This window comes from Enterobacter sp. PTB, assembly GCF_051130085.1.
Lineage (GTDB): Bacteria > Pseudomonadota > Gammaproteobacteria > Enterobacterales > Enterobacteriaceae > Enterobacter > Enterobacter ludwigii.
Window position 1 is genome coordinate 159,763 of record NZ_JBDKEE010000009.1, and the last position, 14,592, is coordinate 174,354.

At 55.8% G+C, this 14,592-nt stretch carries 15 protein-coding genes; 12 read left to right on the plus strand and 3 right to left on the minus strand.

Annotated elements, in window-relative coordinates:
* Positions 1–67: 67 nt before the first annotated feature.
* Positions 68–2,620 carry a peptidoglycan glycosyltransferase/peptidoglycan DD-transpeptidase MrcA gene (gene mrcA / locus AAIR21_RS13590; protein WP_020884575.1) on the minus strand — a complete coding sequence of 851 codons (2,553 nt, stop codon included), beginning with the start codon at positions 2,618–2,620 and terminating at the stop codon, positions 68–70.
* Positions 2,621–2,739: 119 nt separating this feature from the next.
* On the opposite strand from mrcA, the gene AAIR21_RS13595 reads away from it, so the two are divergent.
* The 12 genes from AAIR21_RS13595 to trpS all read left to right on the plus strand — a co-directional run bounded on the left by AAIR21_RS13595 (position 2,740) and on the right by trpS (position 12,741).
* Positions 2,740–3,516: a DNA utilization protein HofM gene (locus tag AAIR21_RS13595; RefSeq protein WP_183516895.1), complete on the plus strand. Its 777-nt coding sequence runs from the start codon at positions 2,740–2,742 to the stop codon at positions 3,514–3,516.
* Entirely contained in the window at positions 3,513–4,007 is a 495-nt protein-coding gene (locus tag AAIR21_RS13600; RefSeq protein ID WP_020884577.1) for a PilN domain-containing protein, read from the plus strand. The genes AAIR21_RS13595 and AAIR21_RS13600 overlap by 4 nt, the downstream gene beginning before the upstream one ends.
* Positions 4,008–4,010: 3 nt before the next feature.
* The gene (locus AAIR21_RS13605) at positions 4,011–4,472 is read left to right on the plus strand and encodes a HofO (protein WP_183516896.1); all 462 of its coding nucleotides are present in this window, start codon (positions 4,011–4,013) and stop codon (positions 4,470–4,472) included.
* Positions 4,462–4,866, plus strand: coding sequence for a HofP DNA utilization family protein (locus AAIR21_RS13610; protein ID WP_183516897.1), 405 nt, complete (start codon positions 4,462–4,464; stop codon positions 4,864–4,866). Before AAIR21_RS13605 ends, AAIR21_RS13610 begins: the two co-directional genes overlap by 11 nt.
* Entirely contained in the window at positions 4,805–6,016 is a 1,212-nt protein-coding gene (hofQ, locus tag AAIR21_RS13615; RefSeq protein ID WP_286079676.1) for a DNA uptake porin HofQ, read from the plus strand. The genes AAIR21_RS13610 and hofQ overlap by 62 nt, the downstream gene beginning before the upstream one ends.
* Before the next feature lie 286 nt (positions 6,017–6,302).
* On the plus strand, positions 6,303–6,824 hold the full coding sequence (gene aroK / locus AAIR21_RS13620) for a shikimate kinase AroK (RefSeq protein WP_003861630.1): 522 nt from the start codon (positions 6,303–6,305) through the stop codon (positions 6,822–6,824).
* Positions 6,825–6,881: 57 nt separating this feature from the next.
* Complete coding sequence (gene aroB / locus AAIR21_RS13625; protein ID WP_020884580.1) at positions 6,882–7,970, plus strand: 3-dehydroquinate synthase; 1,089 nt, start codon at positions 6,882–6,884, stop codon at positions 7,968–7,970.
* A 92-nt stretch (positions 7,971–8,062) separates the two neighbouring features.
* Complete coding sequence (gene damX, locus AAIR21_RS13630; RefSeq protein ID WP_121340458.1) at positions 8,063–9,391, plus strand: cell division protein DamX; 1,329 nt, start codon at positions 8,063–8,065, stop codon at positions 9,389–9,391.
* Positions 9,392–9,458: 67 nt separating this feature from the next.
* Positions 9,459–10,271 carry an adenine-specific DNA-methyltransferase gene (gene dam, locus AAIR21_RS13635; RefSeq protein ID WP_014171946.1) on the plus strand — a complete coding sequence of 271 codons (813 nt, stop codon included), beginning with the start codon at positions 9,459–9,461 and terminating at the stop codon, positions 10,269–10,271.
* A 41-nt stretch (positions 10,272–10,312) separates the two neighbouring features.
* On the plus strand, positions 10,313–10,990 hold the full coding sequence (rpe, locus tag AAIR21_RS13640; RefSeq protein WP_014885523.1) for a ribulose-phosphate 3-epimerase: 678 nt from the start codon (positions 10,313–10,315) through the stop codon (positions 10,988–10,990).
* The gene (gph, locus tag AAIR21_RS13645) at positions 10,983–11,744 is read left to right on the plus strand and encodes a phosphoglycolate phosphatase (RefSeq protein ID WP_020884582.1); all 762 of its coding nucleotides are present in this window, start codon (positions 10,983–10,985) and stop codon (positions 11,742–11,744) included. The genes rpe and gph overlap by 8 nt, the downstream gene beginning before the upstream one ends.
* Entirely contained in the window at positions 11,737–12,741 is a 1,005-nt protein-coding gene (trpS, locus tag AAIR21_RS13650; protein ID WP_014171943.1) for a tryptophan--tRNA ligase, read from the plus strand. The genes gph and trpS overlap by 8 nt, the downstream gene beginning before the upstream one ends.
* A 100-nt stretch (positions 12,742–12,841) precedes the next feature.
* Here the strand turns inward: trpS and AAIR21_RS13655 are convergent, their stop codons facing one another.
* Together AAIR21_RS13655 and cysG are read right to left on the minus strand one after the other, a co-directional pair.
* A complete protein-coding gene (locus AAIR21_RS13655) occupies positions 12,842–13,012 on the minus strand; it encodes a YhfL family protein (protein ID WP_032679101.1) in 171 nt (56 codons plus the stop codon).
* Positions 13,013–13,157: 145 nt separating this feature from the next.
* Entirely contained in the window at positions 13,158–14,531 is a 1,374-nt protein-coding gene (cysG, locus tag AAIR21_RS13660; RefSeq protein ID WP_020884584.1) for a siroheme synthase CysG, read from the minus strand.
* Positions 14,532–14,592: the final 61 nt, after the last annotated feature.

The following is a 14,592-nucleotide window of genomic DNA, read 5'->3' on the forward strand; positions in this document are numbered from 1 at the left end:
TGATGTCCGCAACGTATGAGAGAACAAAAAAAACGGCAACCTGAGGTTGCCGTTTTTACGTTGCCCGTTAGAACAACTCGTGCGTTTCGCCGTTATCAATGATTTCTGTACCCACCTCATGCACCGCCTGTGTGGTCGGCTGCGTGCCCTCGATGAAATACTCTGCACGGCTATTGCCGCCATTGGCGAGCTGCCCGGTGCTGCGGTCGATATTGACGGTAACCACGCCCGGTGGTGGTGTCAGCGGCTGCTCCGGAACGCCTTCCAGCACGGATTTCATATAGGCATCCCAGGCCGGTTGCGCACTCTTCGCGCCGCCTTCGTAGCCAGAAATCTGATCTTTAATCGCGCCTGAAGCCGTGGTGCGGCCTAAATCACGGCGATGATCGTCAAAACCGATCCAGACTGACGTCACCACGCCCGGGCCGTAACCGGAGAACCACGCATCTTTCGAGCTGTTTGTTGTCCCCGTTTTACCGCCGATATCATGGCGCTGTAAATCACGTCCTGCCCGCCAGCCGGTCCCTTGCCAGCCAGGTTCGCCGAAGATGTTGGTGTTCAGCGCGCTCTTTATCAGGAACGACAGCGGCGTGTTGATGACATGCGGTGCATACTCCTGCGCCCCGCTCTGCGCCACCAGCGACTGGTTAGCCTGTTCCAGCTGCGGCTGCGGCAACACAGGGTTCGTCTGCTCCTGAGACACGGCAACGTCTTCCATGTCCTTGTTTTCAATCACCTCAGATTTTGGCGTATTGCCGTAAATGACCGGAATATCGCAGTCAGGGCAGGCAATTTTCGGCTTCGCTTCAAACAGCACGCCACCCTGGTCGTTCTCGATTTTACTGATGAAGTACGGGTCAATCAGGAAGCCGCCGTTAGCCATCACCGAGTACCCCCGCGCCACCTGAAGCGGCGTAAAGGACGCAGAGCCTAACGCCAGCGATTCGGTGCGCACGATGTTCTGAGCCGGGAAACCGAAGCGTTGCAGATATTCCGCGGCATAGTCGACACCCATCGCACGCATTGCGCGCACCATCACCACGTTTTTCGACTGCCCAAGACCCTGACGAAGACGAATAGGGCCTGAATATTCCGCCGGTGAGTTCTTCGGCTGCCAGTCAGAACCGGCACCGGCATCCCAGCGGGAGATAGGCACGTCGTTCAGGATACTGGCGAGGGTCAGGCCCTTATCCATGGCTGCGGTGTAGAGGAACGGCTTGATGTTGGAGCCAACCTGACGCAACGCCTGGGTGGCGCGGTTAAATTTGCTCTGGTTGAAATCGAACCCACCGACCAGGGCCAGCACGGCACCGTTCTGCGGATTGATGGACACCAGGGCCGAGTTAACGTCTGGCACCTGCGCCAGCCACCAGCTGTCGCCCACCTTGCGTACCCAGATTTGCTGTCCGGTCTGGACGACATCCGTCACTTTACGCGGTGTCGGGCCTTGCAGGGTGTCTGAGCGGTACGGGCGAGCCCAACGGATCCCGTCCATACGCAGGGAGACAGACGTTCCATCCGCCAGCGTTGCCACCGCTTCCTGCGGATCGGCCTGAGTCACCACGGCGGGAAGGAGCGGGCCATAGGTGGGCAGCGCTTTCAGCGTACTGGTGATTTTTTTGCTGTCCCAGGCGCTTTCGCCGACTTTCCACAGCACATTCGACGGGCCGCGATAACCGTGGCGCATGTCGTAATCCATCACGTTGTTACGCACCGCTTCCTGAGCCGCCTGCTGAACGTTGCGGGTCACGGTGGTGTAAACGCGGTAGCCATCTTCGTAGGCTTTATCGCCGTAGCGGCTCACCATCTCCTGACGCACCATTTCGGTGAGATAAGGGGCAGAGAAGGCAATCTCCGGCGCATGGTAGTTGGCATCGATGACATCGTTGCGCGCCTGTTCGTACTCGCTCTGGCTGATATAGCCTTCGCTCAGCATACGTGACAGGACGACGTTACGACGCGCCGTAGCGCGTTCAAGCGAGTAGAGCGGGTTGAAGGTCGATGGCGCTTTAGGCAGACCGGCAATGGTCGCCATTTCGCTTAACGTCAGTTGCTCGACAGGTTTACCAAAGTACACCTGCGCGGCCGCACCAACACCGTAGGCGCGGTAGCCGAGGTAGATTTTATTGAGGTACAGCTCAAGGATCTCGTCTTTGCTCAACAACTGCTCAATACGGATCGCAAGGAACACCTCTTTGATCTTACGGGTCAGGGTCTTTTCTGGGCTAAGGAAGAAGTTACGCGCCAGCTGCTGTGTAATGGTACTTGCCCCCTGAGAGGCATGACCGGAGAACAGCGCAATACTTGCAGCACGGAAAATCCCCACCGGATCGACACCGTGGTGCTCGTAAAAACGGCTGTCCTCGGTAGCGATAAAGGCTTTGACCATCACGGGCGGAATTTGATTTAAGGTCAGCGGGATACGACGCTTTTCGCCGTACTGCGCCATTAACTCGCCATCGGCGCTGTAGACCTGCATCGGGATCTGGAGTCGCACATCGCGAAGCGTAGCGACATCAGGCAGCTGCGGCTCAATATATTTGTACAAACCATAAATCGAGCCTGCTCCCAGCAGAATGCAACAGACTGCAAGGATTAATAAATACTTTACGAACTTCACCGGAGATTTCCCATTTGGTTTCACTTGGGCAGTTTCTAAACAATCGCGCGGTAGTATAAAGGCAAGCCTGATTCATTGATATAGCCGTCACCTGACGGGCGATAAGGAGATCGTGAAGCATGGCTTTCAAAACATGGCAAACAGGCGTTCATATTCAACAGGATAGGGTGCAGATAGTGGCGCTGGCCCGGGAGCGGTCGGGCTGGCGTTTGTGCCGCTGGTGGGCTATCACGCTGGCCGACGGGATTATCCGGGATGGCAAAATTTGCCAGCCTGAACAATTGGTTGACGCCCTGCGCGACTGGCGGAAAACGTTGCCCCACTCCCACCGGGTGTTTCTCTCATTTCCGGCGGCACGCACGCTGCAACGATCGCTTCCCCGTCCGGGCGTGGCGCTGCGCGACAGCGAACAGCTCTCCTGGCTGGGGGCGACGCTCGCGCGTGAACTGGAGATGGCTGCTGACACGCTCTGTTTTGATTATGCGCAGGATACGTTCAGCAATACATTCCATGTCACCGCGGCACAAAACAACGAGATTAACCCCCTGCTGACGCTGGCAAAGATGTTGCGTTTACGGCTCGTGACGATCACCCCGGATGCCAGTGCGCTGGCGAACCTTCTCCCTGCGGTAGCGCCGGCGCAGTGTGTCGCCTGGCGGGATGGGCATCAGTGGCTGTGGGCGATGCGCCATCAGTGGGGACGGCGTTTTACCACGGAAGCGGAAAACGTGGCCGATCTCGCGGCACTGCTGGCCCTCACGCCGCAGGACATTGCCCTTTTTGATAGCCAGCGAGACCCCTGGGACGCGCTGGTTCGTTGCCATGCTCCTCTGCCGGCGTGCGGCGCTGATTATACCGTCGCGCTGGCGCTGGCCATGAGTGAGGTGCCGGAATGAGCATGACGAACTTTCTGCCGTGGCGGCGGCAGCGACGTGTGCGCTGCCTGCGATTCTGGGGCGTACTGTTTGTCGCTACGTGGCTGCTGATACTGATGGGGGTTTTCAGCCTGCGGATGAATCCTCTCGTGATGACGCGTGCGTTGCATATTCAACTGGCGGGCATGCAGTCCGTGCAGCAGGCGCTGGTGTCTCGTACAAGGTCAGGCACAGAGACGCCAACGCCTGTGCCAGCGCCTCAACGACGCGCCTGGCAGCCGGTGCTGGAGTCCTTTGCCGGGATGATGCCATCCCAGGTCTGGCTGACCGAACTGCGCTATCAGCCCCCTTCACTGATGTTAACCGGATATGCCGCAACACTCCCCGCGCTCTCTGCTCTGCGGGATGGGCTCGGAAAGATGGCGGGGTTTACCCCCGGGCCTACGGGGGAATTACAGCAGGATGACCTGGGGCGCTGGATGTTCACCTTTCATCTGCGAAGCGAGGGCTAATGCGTGGAAACCTTGTTCGAACGCTGGTGCGAAAGCAGCCCCCGATGGCGGGTGCTGTGCTGGTGTCTGAGCGTTCTCTTTCTGGGGAGTACGACATGGGGCATGGTGCTTCGACCGGTTGCAAAGCAGGTGGCTGAACTTCAGCGGCAGGTCAGCGAGGCCGCACAGGCTAATGTCTCGCTATGGCCCGCCGCCAGTCAGGTGCCGCGGCGTCACGCACCCCGTGAAGCCACGGTAATGACGCCTTTTTCGCCACTCGAGTTTCAGGGGGCGGGCACAAGACTGGTTCACTGGAAGCCGTTGCAACACGGAGGGGAACTGACGCTGGATGCTGAATGGCAGGCCATCCCGACTGTTTTCAGCCGGCTGGCGCAGCGGGATGTTCAGGTTGCCGCCTTTGCTCTCTCTGCACAGGGTTCGGCATTACGCCTGCGGGTGGAGCTGGAGGAGCAGCATGCGAAATAGCGCGCGTTGCCTGCTGGTGTGTTGCGCCCTGTTAGTGACCGGGATGCGGGATCCTTTTCGCCCGCCGGATGACCCTTGTGCGGTAGGGCAACTGGCGCAGTGGCATTACCACGGGATGGTGGGCGGCACTCAGGACACTGGCATTTTACAGGACGGGCAAAAGCGCTGGCATCGCCTGACACCGCAACAGCATCTCCCGGTGGGCTGGCGGGTAACGGCCCTCAATGAAAGGGAACTGGTCGTCGATGTGGGGGATGGATGTGAACCCAGACAATGGACGTGGCAACGAGAAGGAACGAAAAGGAATGAACATAAGGATAACGCTGTGGCTGATGGCGTTCAGTCATCCGCTGTGGGCCGCCGCGCCAAAGCCGGTCACGCTGGTGGTGGATGAGGTACCGGTGGTGCAGGTGCTACAGGCGCTGGTTGCACAGGAGAACCGTAATCTGGTGGTGTCGCCAGATGTCAGCGGCACGCTGTCGCTCAATCTGACACGCGTCCCCTGGCGACAGGCGCTACAGACGGTCGTCACCAGCGCCGGGCTTGTTCTGCATGAAGAAGGGGGCATTTTTTATGTTCACACCGCAGCCTGGCAGCGTGAACAGCTGGAACGCAAAGAGCAGGAGCGGACACGCCGACAGCTTGATGCGCCGCTGGTCTCGCACAGCATACCTTTTTCTTACGCTGACGCCGGGGAGCTGCAAAAAGCGGCGGAAAAACTGCTCAGTCCAAAGGGGAGTTTGTCTGTCGACAAGCGCACGAACCGTCTGCTGATACGGGATAACCAGGCGGTGCTTGATACGCTGCAGCACTGGGCGACGCAGATGGATATCCCTGTCGAGCAGGTGGAACTGGCGGCGCATATCGTGACCATCAATGAAAAAAGCCTGCGTGAGCTGGGGGTGAAGTGGAATCTCGCCGACGCAACGGAGGCGGGCAAGGTCGGGCAACTCACAACGCTTGGCAGCGATCTGTCCGTGGCAAACGCCACCACCCATGTGGGTTTTAACATTGGGCGGATTAACGGCAGGCTGCTGGATCTGGAGTTGTCGGCGCTGGAGCAAAAGCAGCAGGTCGATATCATCGCCAGCCCACGACTGCTGGCCTCGCATATGCAACCGGCCAGTATTAAGCAGGGCAGTGAGATCCCATATCAGGTCTCCAGCGGTGACAGCGGGGCGACCTCCGTGGAATTCAAAGAGGCGGTGTTAGGCATGGAGGTGACGCCGGTGGTGCTGCCCGGCGGTCGCGTACGCCTGAAGCTGCACATCAGTGAAAATATGCCAGGACAGGTGCTGCAGCAGGCCGATGGTGAAACGCTCGCCATCGATAAACAAGAAATTGAAACCCAGGTGGAAGTAAAAAATGGAGAAACGCTGGCGCTGGGCGGAATTTTTTCGCAAAAGAATAAAACCGGAAGCGATCGCGTGCCCGGGCTGGGCAACATCCCGTGGCTTGGACAGCTTTTTCGCCATGACGGAAAGGACAAGGAACGACGGGAGTTAGTGGTGTTTATTACACCACGACTGGTCGGTATTCGCTGAAGAGTCACGATCCTCCCAATGATTTTGCATTCAGATTGTTGCAGATGTTTGACGTGGGGCATGAATTAGCATACAAGGAGTACCGATTTGAGTTGGACTTACGTCTTATTGCCTTATGCGTCTGGTGCGGTGATTTAATCAGTTGCCAAACAAGCCGGAGTATTGAGATAATTTTTAGTCTGACTCTCGCTCTATTGCATATGAGGTTTCAGTTCATGTCCTGCTACGCCGGGTGTCTGCGAAGCGGGGATTACCATTAACGAATAGTCTTAGTAGTACCGATAAAATGGCAGAGAAACGCAATATCTTTCTGGTTGGGCCTATGGGTGCCGGCAAAAGCACTATTGGGCGTCAGTTAGCTCAACAACTCAATATGGAATTTTACGATTCTGATCAAGAGATTGAGAAACGAACCGGAGCTGATGTGGGCTGGGTTTTCGACGTAGAAGGCGAAGAAGGTTTCCGTGACCGAGAAGAAAAAGTGATCAACGAACTCACGGAAAAGCAGGGCATTGTTCTGGCAACAGGCGGTGGCTCTGTCAAATCTCGCGAAACCCGCAACCGTCTCTCCGCCCGTGGCGTAGTGGTCTATCTCGAGACGACCATCGAAAAACAGCTGGCACGTACGCAGCGCGATAAAAAGCGCCCGTTGCTGCAGGTTGAAACGCCACCACGCGAAGTTCTGGAAGCGTTGGCCGATGAACGCAATCCGCTGTACGAAGAGATTGCTGATGTGACCATTCGTACTGACGATCAGAGCGCTAAAGTGGTTGCAAACCAGATTATTCATATGCTGGAAAGCAACTGATTCTGGCTTTATATACAATCGCCTGCGGGTAAAAGCATTAAAGGTGGATGTCGCGTCATGGAGAGGATTACAGTTACTCTCGGGGAACGTAGTTACCCAATCACCATCGCGGCTGGTTTGTTTAACGACCCAGCTTCCTTTTTACCACTGAAAGCGGGTGATCAGGCGATGCTGGTCACCAATGAGACGCTGGCTCCGCTTTATCTCGACCGCGTTCGCCACCTGCTTGAACAGGCGGGCGTTAAAGTCGACAGTGTGATTCTGCCCGATGGCGAGCAGTATAAAAGCCTGGCGGTACTGGATACCGTCTTTACCGCATTGCTGCAAAAACCGCATGGTCGCGATACAACACTGCTTGCCCTGGGCGGCGGTGTTGTGGGCGATCTGACGGGCTTTGCGGCTGCAAGTTATCAACGTGGTGTGCGTTTTATTCAAATCCCTACCACGTTACTGTCTCAGGTCGACTCTTCTGTCGGCGGCAAAACGGCCGTTAACCATCCGCTCGGTAAAAATATGATTGGCGCGTTCTACCAGCCGGCATCGGTGGTGGTGGATCTCGACTGTCTGAAAACCCTACCGAAACGCGAGCTGGCTTCTGGCCTGGCTGAAGTGATCAAATACGGCATTATTCTGGATGGCGAGTTCTTTGACTGGCTGGAAGAGAATATGGATGCGTTGCTGCGCCTGGATGAGGCGAAACTGGCTTACTGCATTCGTCGTTGTTGTGAGCTGAAAGCGGAAGTTGTCGCTGCAGACGAGCGTGAAACGGGCTTACGTGCTTTACTGAATCTTGGGCATACGTTTGGTCACGCGATTGAAGCCGAAATGGGTTACGGTAACTGGCTTCACGGTGAAGCAGTCGCTGCCGGAATGGTAATGGCTGCCCGCACTTCTGAACGTCTGGGGCAGTTTAAACCGGAAGAGACGGCACGCATCATCACGCTGCTTGAGCGTGCGGGCTTGCCGGTAACCGGGCCGAAAGAGATGTCGGCACAAGCGTATTTACCCCACATGATGCGCGATAAAAAAGTATTGGCAGGTGAGATGCGTCTTGTACTCCCGCTTGCAATAGGGAAGAGTGAAGTACGCGGCGGAGTGCCGCATGATGTGGTTCTTGGCGCTATTGCTGACTGTCAGCAGGCGTAACAACTAGAAAGGTCAGGCCACTGTTACAGGTGGTCGTTTAGCTTCAGGCGAAATGCAAAGTCGTTGGCATAAGCCTTTGAGTGGGGTGTTAAATGGATGAATTCAAACCAGAAGACGAGCTGAAACCCGATCCCAGCGATCGTCGTACTGGTCGTTCTCGTCAATCTTCAGAACGTGATAACGAGCCGCAGATCAACTTTGACGATGTTGATCTGGATGCAGACGATCGTCGCCCTTCGCGTAGCCGCAACGCGCGTGATGAGCGAGAAGAAGAAGAGGGTTATGAGTCCGAAGAAGATTCAATGGACGAAGAGCCTGTAGAGCGTCGCCCACGTAAACGTAAAAAAGCCGCTGCGCAGAAACCCGCCTCCCGCCAGTACATCATGATGGGACTCGGCGTTCTGGTGCTCGTGCTGCTGATTGTCGGTATTGGTTCTGCGTTAAAAGCGCCTTCGACCCCTTCCGGTGAGCAAGCGGCATCCACTGAGAAGAGCATCAGCCTCTCTGGTAACGATGCGACCGATCAGGCGAATGGTGCACAGCCAGCGCCGGGTACCACCTCCGCCGAGCAGACTGCCGGAAATACAACACAGCCGCAGGATGTTTCTCTGCCGCCAGTTTCTTCTACCCCCGCACAGGGTCAGGCACCTGCCACGCCGGAAGGCCAGCAGCGTGTAGAAGTTCAGGGCGACCTGAACAATGCCCTGACGCAGCCGCAAAATCAGGCGCAGGTGGACAATGCCGTGGTTAACTCTACGCTGCCAACTGAACCTGCGACCGTTGCGCCGATCCGCGGTGGTAACGCTCAGCCGCAAACGGCTGCAACCGAAACCAAACCGCGCCAGACGCAACCTGCGACCCGTCCTGAACGTAAGCAGGCTGTGATTGAACCTAAGCGTGAAACCAAACCTCAGGCAGTCGTCAAAGCGCCTGAAGTGAAAGCGCCAGCTCAGACAAAACGTACTGAAACGGCCACGGTGAGCGAACCGGCAAAAGCACCGGTTACGCAGACAGCACCGAAAGCAACGGCGACCACCACGGCACCAACTGCCACTTCGGCACCAGCTGCAACTGCACCTACTGCAACTGCACCTGCAGCCACGGCAACAACCAGCGCCGCAGCAGGCAAGACTGCAGGTAACGTCGGTTCGCTGAAGTCAGCCCCGTCCAGCAATTACACGCTGCAGCTGAGCAGTTCGTCTAACTATGACAACCTCAACGGTTGGGCGAAGAAAACAAATCTGAAAAACTATGTGGTTTATCAGACGACCCGTAATGGTCAGCCGTGGTACGTGCTGGTAAGTGGCGTTTATGCTTCAAAAGATGAAGCGAAACGTGCTGTCGCAACGCTGCCAGCCGACGTTCAGGCGAAAAACCCATGGGCTAAGCCAATTCATCAGGTTCAGGCTGATCTGAAGTAATGTTTAAAGCGCAGGATGCTGTCGGAGCTTTCTCCACAGCCGGAGAAGGTGTAATCAGTTAGTCAGCATGAAAAAAAATCGCGCTTTTCTGAAATGGGCAGGGGGGAAATACCCCCTGCTCGATGATATTAAAAAGCACCTGCCGAAAGGCGAGTGTCTTATCGAGCCCTTTGTGGGCGCTGGATCGGTATTCCTGAATACCGATTTTTCTCGTTATATCCTGGCGGATATCAACAGCGACCTCATTAGCCTCTACAACATCGTCAAACTGCGGACCGACGAGTACGTGGAAGAGGCTCGGAAGCTGTTTACACCCGAGCACAATAATCCGGACGTTTACTACCAGTTCCGCACTGAGTTTAATCAGAGTCAGGATCCGTTCCGCCGGGCGCTGTTGTTCCTCTATCTCAATCGACACGGCTATAACGGCCTGTGTCGGTATAATCTTCGTGGTGAGTTTAACGTGCCGTTTGGCCGTTATAAGCGTCCGTATTTCCCACAGGATGAGTTGTATCACTTTGCTAAAAAAGCGCAGAATGCCGAATTCCACTGCCTCTCCTATGAAGAGTGCATGGAGCTGGCAGGCGTAAACTCGGTGGTCTATTGCGACCCGCCTTACGCACCGCTGTCTGCGACGGCAAATTTCACCGCTTATCACACCAACAGCTTCAGTCCGGCCGAGCAGGCCCGTCTGGCGGAGATGGCGGAAAAGCTGGTCAGCAAAAGAATTCCGGTGTTAATTTCGAATCACGATACCCCTGATACGCGCGAATGGTACAAAGCCGCGAAGCATTTTCAGGTCAAAGTGCGGCGTAGCATAAGCAGCAACGGCGGCACACGTAAAAAGGTGGACGAACTCCTGGCTCTTTATCGCCCCTGAGCCGTTTTGCCCGCCGGTAAACACATTTCAAGGAGATGCGGATGAAACAGTTTTTGATTGCTCCCTCAATTCTGTCGGCCGATTTTGCCCGCCTGGGTGAAGACACTGCAAAAGCACTCGCGGCGGGCGCGGATGTCGTCCATTTCGACGTTATGGATAACCACTACGTTCCTAATCTGACCATTGGCCCGATGGTGCTTAAAGCGCTGCGTAACTACGGTATTACCGCGCCGATTGACGTTCATCTGATGGTGAAACCTGTTGACCGTATCGTGCCTGATTTTGCCGCTGCGGGAGCCAGTATCATCACCTTCCACCCTGAAGCGTCTGAACATGTGGATCGCACGCTGCAACTCATCAAAGAGAATGGCTGTAAAGCGGGTCTGGTTTTCAACCCGGCTACGCCGCTGAGCTATCTCGACCATGTGATGGATAAGCTGGATGTCATTTTGCTGATGTCCGTTAACCCGGGCTTTGGCGGTCAGTCGTTTATCCCTCATACGCTGGATAAACTGCGTGAAGTGCGCCGTCGTATTGATGAGTCAGGTTACGACATTCGTCTGGAAGTCGACGGTGGGGTAAAAGTGAATAACATTGGTGAAATTGCGGCAGCGGGCGCGGATATGTTCGTTGCAGGTTCAGCGATTTTCGACCAACCGGATTACAAAAAAGTCATTGATGAAATGCGCCGTGAACTGGCGAAGGTAAGTCATGGATAAATTGCAGGCAACCCGGGGTATCGCATTTGACCTCGACGGCACGCTGGTCGACAGCGCGCCGGGCTTAACCAGCGCCGTAGACCAGGCGCTGTATGCTCTTGAACTGCCCGTTGCGGGCGAAGAGCGTGTCATCACGTGGATTGGCAATGGCGCCGATGTCCTGATGGAGCGCGCGTTGACATGGGCCCGCCAGGAGCGTGTGTCCCAGCGTTCTGCACAGGGTAAACCGAGCGTGGATCATGCGGATATCCCGCAGGAAGAACAGCTGCGTATCCTGCGTAAATTGTTCAATCGTTTCTATGAAGAGACGGTCGAAGAGGGCAGCTTCCTGTTCCCGGATGTCGCAGAAACGCTGAGTGCGCTTCATGCTAACGGCATTCCGCTGGGGCTGGTGACAAACAAACCGACACCTTTTGTCGCCCCTCTGCTGGAAGCGCTGGACATCGCAAAGTATTTTTCCGTCATTGTTGGCGGTGATGATGTGCAGAACAAAAAGCCGCATCCGGAACCGTTACTGCTGGTGGCAGGAAAATTATCCTTAACGCCTGCGGAGCTGCTCTTTGTCGGTGATTCCCGCAATGATATTCTGGCTGCCAGAGCGGCGGGTTGTCCTTCAGTGGGATTAACCTATGGCTACAACTACGGTGAGGCCATCACGCTGAGTGAGCCGGACGTCGTGTTCGACCACTTCAAAGATTTGTTGCCCGCACTCGGGCTTTCGCACAGTGATAATCAGGAATTGAATAATGACTAAGCCCATCGTTTTTAGTGGCGCACAGCCGTCAGGTGAATTGACCATTGGTAACTACATGGGTGCGTTACGTCAGTGGGTCAGCATGCAGGATGATTACCATTGCATTTACTGCATCGTGGATCTGCATGCTATTACTGCACGTCAGGATCCTGAGAAGCTGCGTAAAGCCACCCTGGACACCCTGGCGCTGTATCTGGCCTGCGGAATTGATCCTGAGAAGAGCACCATTTTCGTTCAGTCTCACGTGCCAGAGCATGCGCAGCTGGGCTGGGCGCTGAACTGCTACACCTACTTCGGCGAACTGAGCCGCATGACGCAGTTCAAGGATAAATCCGCGCGCTACTCAGAAAACATCAACGCCGGTCTGTTTGATTACCCGGTACTGATGGCAGCAGACATTCTGCTGTACCAGACCAACCAGGTGCCGGTTGGCGAAGATCAGAAACAGCATCTGGAACTGAGCCGCGATATCGCCCAGCGCTTTAACGCGCTGTATGGCGACGTGTTCAAAGTGCCTGAGCCGTTCATTCCAAAATCCGGCGCACGCGTGATGTCGCTGCTGGAGCCAACCAAGAAGATGTCCAAGTCTGACGATAACCGCAACAACGTTATCGGCCTGCTGGAAGACCCGAAATCGGTCGTTAAAAAGCTCAAGCGTGCGGTGACCGACTCCGATGAGCCACCTGTTGTGCGTTACGACGTGCAGAACAAAGCGGGCGTCTCCAACCTGCTGGATATCCTCTCCGGTGTGACGGGGCAGAGCATTCCTGAGCTGGAACAACACTTCGAAGGCAAGATGTATGGTCACCTGAAAGGGGAAGTGGCGGATGCCGTTTCCGGCATGCTGACCGAGCTGCAGGAGCGTTATCACCGCTACCGTAACGACGAAGCTTTCCTGCAGAAAGTAATGAAAGAGGGCGCGGAAAAAGCCAGTGCCCGCGCGTCTGAAACCCTTAAAGCGGTGTACCAGGCGATTGGGTTTGTGGGTAAACCGTAACCCTGTTTTGTCGGGTAAACATGAGCGCTCCCCGACAAAAAACGTGCTGAGCCAGACAAAAAACCGGGACATTCCCGGTTTTTTTACGCCTGAAAAACGCTTACTGCTGTGCGGCCGGGCCGCAGCCACCGATGATCTTCGAAATGGAAATTGCCGGGTGCAGCAGGTAATCATAGCTGCAATTATTTTTGGTATTTTGAACGTGACCGGTGCAGGCGGTCAGAGTCGATAACATGCCTACCAGAACGGCGGTTTTTGCCAGTTTAAACATACGCATTCCTTGTCTGAAAAAACGAAAATTGGATCTAACGTGAGGGAATAAATGAAAAAATTCCATTTCGCGGGCGGTATGTTATCGGGAGCGGTAAGAGGGGAGTAGTCCGCATAAGGACTACTCCGGGAAGGGGGAATATGCGTTAGTGATTCGAGAACCAGTTCAGTTTATCGCGCAGCTCCACCACGCGTCCGACAATAATCAGCGCCGGGCTTTCAACCTGCTGTGCCAGCTCACCTAACTGTGTCAGCACGCCGTTCACCACGCGCTGCTTAATGGACGTACCGTTTTCCACCAGCGCGACGGACATATCCTCTTCCATGCCGTGCTCCAGCAGTTTGGCCTGAATGGTCGCAGCCTGGTTTAACCCCATATAGAACACCAGCGTCTGTTTTTCGGCGGCCAGGTTATGCCAGTCCAGCTCACTGCCGGTTTTCAGGTGGCCCGTCACCAGGCGTACGCTCTGGGCATAGTCACGGTGGGTCAGCGGAATGCCCGAGTAAGCTGAGCAGCCGGAGGCTGCCGTGATGCCCGGCACCACGGAAAACGGAATACCCGCGTTGCACAACGTTTCCAGCTCTTCACCGCCGCGACCAAAGATAAACGGGTCGCCACCCTTGAGGCGCACCACGCGTTTTCCTTTTTGCGCTTCGCGCAGCAGGATCTGGTTAATCTCCTCCTGCGGCACACAGTGGTACCCGGCACGTTTACCGACAAATACGCGGTCAGCATCGCGGCGGACCAGGTTCATTATCTCATCGGAGACCAGACGGTCATAAACCACAATATCCGCCTGCTGGATCTGCTGCAGCCCTTTCAGCGTCAGCAAACCGGCATCGCCCGGGCCGGCACCCACCAGCACCACTTCACCACGATGATCCAGCGGCTCGCAGAGCAACTGCGCCGTCGTCTCTTCCACCGCTTTATGATCCTGATTCGCCAGCGACTGGGCCAGCCTGTCATTCACAAAGAATTTTTCCCAGAAGCGACGGCGTTCACCCACGGTCGCGAAGGTTTGCTTAACCCGGGAACGCAGCTGCCCGGCATAGTGGGCAATCTGGCCAAGATGCTGCGGCAGGATGGCTTCCAGTTTTTCCCGCAGCAGGCGGGCCAGAACGGGAGAGCGGCCGCCGGACGATACCGCAATCATCAGCGGCGAACGGTCAATGATCGACGGCATGATAAAGCTGGCCTCCTTCGGGGCATCCACCACGTTACAGAAGATGCGGCGCGCTTCACAGGCGTCGCTGACGCGTTGATTCACTTCATCGTCATCCGTGGCGGCAATGGTCAGCCAGCAGGTATCAAGCAAGGATTCATTAAACCCCCCCTGCACCAGCGTGAGCATCCCTTCTTTTTCCCAGGCCTCAAACTGCGGGGCAAAAGCCAGGGCGTTAACGGTGAGTCGGGCTCCTGCTTCTAACAGCAAGCGCGCTTTGCGTTCAGCCACATCGCCGCCGCCTACAAGCAGACAGTCGCGATGGCGTAATTGACAGAAAATCGGCAGGTGGTCCACGACATTACCTCACAGCATTCAAGGAGGGGGTAAGAAATTGAGGTCAGGATAACAGCAGGAA

Excerpts from the sequence above, each read along its gene's own strand:
- aroK (WP_003861630.1), top strand. The coding sequence starts at position 6,303 with ATGGCAGAGAAACGCAATATCTTTCTGGTTGGGCCTATGGGTGCCGGC.
- AAIR21_RS13610 (WP_183516897.1), top strand. The coding sequence starts at position 4,462 with ATGCGAAATAGCGCGCGTTGCCTGCTGGTGTGTTGCGCCCTGTTAGTG.
- AAIR21_RS13595 (WP_183516895.1), top strand. The coding sequence starts at position 2,740 with ATGGCTTTCAAAACATGGCAAACAGGCGTTCATATTCAACAGGATAGG.
- damX (WP_121340458.1), top strand. The coding sequence starts at position 8,063 with ATGGATGAATTCAAACCAGAAGACGAGCTGAAACCCGATCCCAGCGAT.
- hofQ (WP_286079676.1), top strand. The coding sequence starts at position 4,805 with ATGGCGTTCAGTCATCCGCTGTGGGCCGCCGCGCCAAAGCCGGTCACG.
- aroB (WP_020884580.1), top strand. The coding sequence starts at position 6,882 with ATGGAGAGGATTACAGTTACTCTCGGGGAACGTAGTTACCCAATCACC.
- gph (WP_020884582.1), top strand. The coding sequence starts at position 10,983 with ATGGATAAATTGCAGGCAACCCGGGGTATCGCATTTGACCTCGACGGC.
- trpS (WP_014171943.1), top strand. The coding sequence starts at position 11,737 with ATGACTAAGCCCATCGTTTTTAGTGGCGCACAGCCGTCAGGTGAATTG.
- rpe (WP_014885523.1), top strand. The coding sequence starts at position 10,313 with ATGAAACAGTTTTTGATTGCTCCCTCAATTCTGTCGGCCGATTTTGCC.
- AAIR21_RS13655 (WP_032679101.1), bottom strand. The coding sequence starts at position 13,012 with ATGTTTAAACTGGCAAAAACCGCCGTTCTGGTAGGCATGTTATCGACT.
- AAIR21_RS13600 (WP_020884577.1), top strand. The coding sequence starts at position 3,513 with ATGAGCATGACGAACTTTCTGCCGTGGCGGCGGCAGCGACGTGTGCGC.
- dam (WP_014171946.1), top strand. The coding sequence starts at position 9,459 with ATGAAAAAAAATCGCGCTTTTCTGAAATGGGCAGGGGGGAAATACCCC.